Genomic DNA, 3,093 nt, shown 5'->3' with positions numbered 1-3,093 from the left:
ACGTGCACGAGTTGATTGACGACGTTGTGCGCTCCAACGTTTCGGGGGTGGCTATTCAAATCCACGATGATTACGTCGCCCCTCTTGCCATTTTCCAAAGTGCCACAGAAGCGTTCAAGTCCTAACGTCCTCGCGCCACCATGCGTGGCCATCCTGATAATCTGGTAAGGCGTGATTATTTGCGCATCGAGATGATGAACGCGCTGCAACAAAGAAGCGAATTTCATGACCTGAAACATGTCTTGTGTGTGATTCGATGCAGCGCCATCCGTGCCGAGACTCACCGTAACTCCAGCGGCAAGCATCTCGCTCACCGGGGCGACTCCATCGCCCAGCAGCATATTGCTTACGGGGTTATGGGAAACCGCCGTTCCGGTTTCCGCCAGCAGCCGTATCTCATATGGCGAAACATGCACGACATGTGCAAATACGCTGCCCTCGCCCGTCAAACCGTGGCGATGCACCAGCTCGACGACACCGCCAGCGCCATACTTCTTGCGTACCAAGTCAAGCACTCCGCATGCTTCAGCAATATGGCTGCTAATGCCAATGCCGCGATGGTCCGCGTATTCGCGGCAAGCGCTGCAGAGGCTGGGACTCGATGAAACAGGCGGGGTATTTGGCCCCGTCATAAAACTGAGCCTTCCAAAAGGAAGCGGGCGGGTCGAAAAGCGCTGCATCAAACTGTCGGTTTCGCGAAATGCCTGATCCGCCGTCTCCACCAGAACCGACGGGACCACCTCGCCGCCGTCCATCACGGTACGCGCAACAACGACGCGAATCCCTGCCGAGAGCAAACCTTCGGTCGTCGCTGCAGGGTGATTAACGGATTGGTTCGTGAAGTGATGATCGCACACTGTCGTCACGCCGGAACGAACCAATTCAAGAGCTGCCAGTTGCGCGCTGATCAGGCAATCCTCCGGATGCAGGACTGCTCCAGCGCTGTACACCTTTCTAAGCCAAGGCAGTAAATTCAGATTGTCGAACGCACCTCGGAGCAGCGTTTGGTACGAATGTGTATGGGTGTTGATCAAACCCGGCATCGCAAGCCGGCCGGCGGCGTCAATGCGACGCGCCCCGGCCGGAATCGCATCCTCAGGTGCCGGTCCCTCGCCAAGCTGCTGGATATTTCCGTCCCTGATTATCAAATGGTGGTTGGGCAAAATGGCCACACGCTCGCCCATTGGCAAGATGGTGGCGCGCTCTATGACGAGATTGGCCATTGCGCCCTCGCAAGTACCACTAACGGTCTCTCGAAGACTTACTTGGCGAGAACCCGCTCCATAAACTTGTTTTCGAAGACCTGGTTGACCGTGATTGTATTCTTCAGCTCGCCGGCAGCAACCAAGTAACCAATCATCGATTGAATGCCCGCCGATGTTGCCTCGCCGTTCTTCGACAGAGATTCTTGGCCAATCCACAGATCGTATGTAGCCGCCGCATCCTTGAGAGCGGTGTTCGATTTTTCCGCGAGAATGCGAATGGCTTCTTCCTTGTTCGCAGGATCATACAGCCACCGGTGTGCCTTGCGCTGCACGGCCAGGAACCGCTCGATCAACTCCGGATCTTTTTCCGCGATTTTGCGCGACGTGCTGTAGCTGCTCCAGATCAGCTGGTCATAGGCCATCGTGGAATAGCCAAGCAGCCGAAACCCTTCGCTTATCGCCTTGAAGTCTTGCGGCTGGCCGAGCCAAGCGCCCGCAATCGCATTCGCGCGGAGTGCGGCATACCGCGCGCTCGTCCCTCCAATTTCGACAACTTCGACTTCATTGCGGACGCCGTTCTTCTTAAGAACCTCGTCCATCCATAGACCGTCCATAGACTTGAGGGCGGACACGCCGACCCGCTTACCCTTCAGATCGTTAAACGATCGAATGTCGCCCCGCGTCACGAAGCTATATATCGGGCGATTAATGACAGAGCCGACGATGATCAGGTCAGCATTACCGGTCGCGACCGCCTTCAGCAGCGGGTCCGGACTTCCTCCAGCGATATGAACGCCACCGCCGATTAACGCTTGCACAGTTCGGGTATTCGACTCCATCGCAGTGACTTGAATGTCGATGTTCGCTTCTTTGTAGAAGCCCTTGGCTTCAGCAACGTAATAAGGCCATTGCACGGCGCCCACCGCCGTAACGCCTACGGTCACCTTAATTGGAGGCGGTGCTGCCTGCGCATCCTTCTTTTGGCCGTAAGCAGAGACTGGAAGAGACAACCACAACATACCTAGCGCAGTCGTAAAGATGGCATTCGCCGTCATATTCGTTGCACGAGTCATTTGGCTACCCTTTCATCAAGTGTCCCCGGTCTTTCAGTAAAGCTTGCCATTGTCGGGCCGGCCCTTGCGCGGCAAATAGCGTCCAAACGGTTCACCGACAATTTGCGGGCGAGGCGCATCGTCGGGCCATTCTGCGATCACACGACCACGCAGCATGGTCATGACCGGCCATCCTTTGATCTTGCGCCCAGACATCAGAGACCAACCAGGACGGCTGTGAATCATGTCGTCTCGCACCTCCACTTCTCTATCGATGTCGATAACAACCAAATCAGCATCGCTTCCCGGGAGAATTGCTCCCTTTTTGGGATAGAGGCCGAAGATCCGTGCGGGATTTTCGCAGCACACCTCTACGAGCCTCTCCCAGGTAATCCTCTTTTCATTGATCCCTGCGTGAAGCATCGCGGGCAAATGCGCCTCAACGCGCGAGGGAAAGCCGCTCTTCTCTTTGGACCAGACTCCTTCGGCTTCCATCTTCTTTCTGGTGCCGCGAGCAACCACATGATCCGAACCGACAGCGTCGATCGTTCCGTCGCGAAGCGCTTCCCACGTCGCCTCTATTGCCTCGCGATTCCTTAGCGGCACATTGATCCGCCAGTCGTCCCGGGTAAAAAACAGCCAGGGCGAGCCGGTCTGCGCAATCATGCGTATTCCTTCGGCCCGGCTTTTGCGGATTTCCTCGAAGCTGAGCGGATTTGTTGAATGCTGGATATAAATCGGGCAGCCCGCCATCTTGGCTAGGTAGCCGAAGCTGCGTATGTGATGCGCTTCGGTGTACCAAGGAGACCGATCATCCCACGCCCCCATGTCCGTTC

At 56.3% G+C, this 3,093-nt stretch carries 3 protein-coding genes; all 3 read right to left on the bottom strand.

Features of this window, described 5'->3' with window-relative positions:
- A partial coding sequence (locus AB7F49_RS39260; protein ID WP_428533419.1) for an amidohydrolase family protein occupies positions 1–1,223 on the bottom strand: 1,223 nt, incomplete at its 3' end.
- Positions 1,224–1,261: 38 nt separating this feature from the next.
- Positions 1,262–2,278, bottom strand: coding sequence for an ABC transporter substrate-binding protein (locus AB7F49_RS39255; protein WP_428533416.1), 1,017 nt, complete (start codon positions 2,276–2,278; stop codon positions 1,262–1,264).
- 33 nt (positions 2,279–2,311) lie between these two features.
- The coding region (locus AB7F49_RS39250; RefSeq protein ID WP_428533413.1) for a dihydroorotase at positions 2,312–3,093 on the bottom strand (782 nt) is incomplete at its 5' end.

The sequence above is a fragment of the Pseudorhodoplanes sp. genome (assembly GCF_050250235.1).
Taxonomy (GTDB): Bacteria; Pseudomonadota; Alphaproteobacteria; order Rhizobiales; family Xanthobacteraceae; genus Pseudorhodoplanes.
The sequence above is the reverse complement of the archived record's forward strand: the minus strand, read 5'-3'. Positions and strand labels throughout refer to the sequence as shown.

What these genes read in the sequence shown, in the direction of transcription:
- AB7F49_RS39255 (WP_428533416.1), bottom strand. Translation starts at nt 2,278, where the DNA reads ATGACTCGTGCAACGAATATGACGGCGAATGCCATCTTTACGACTGCG.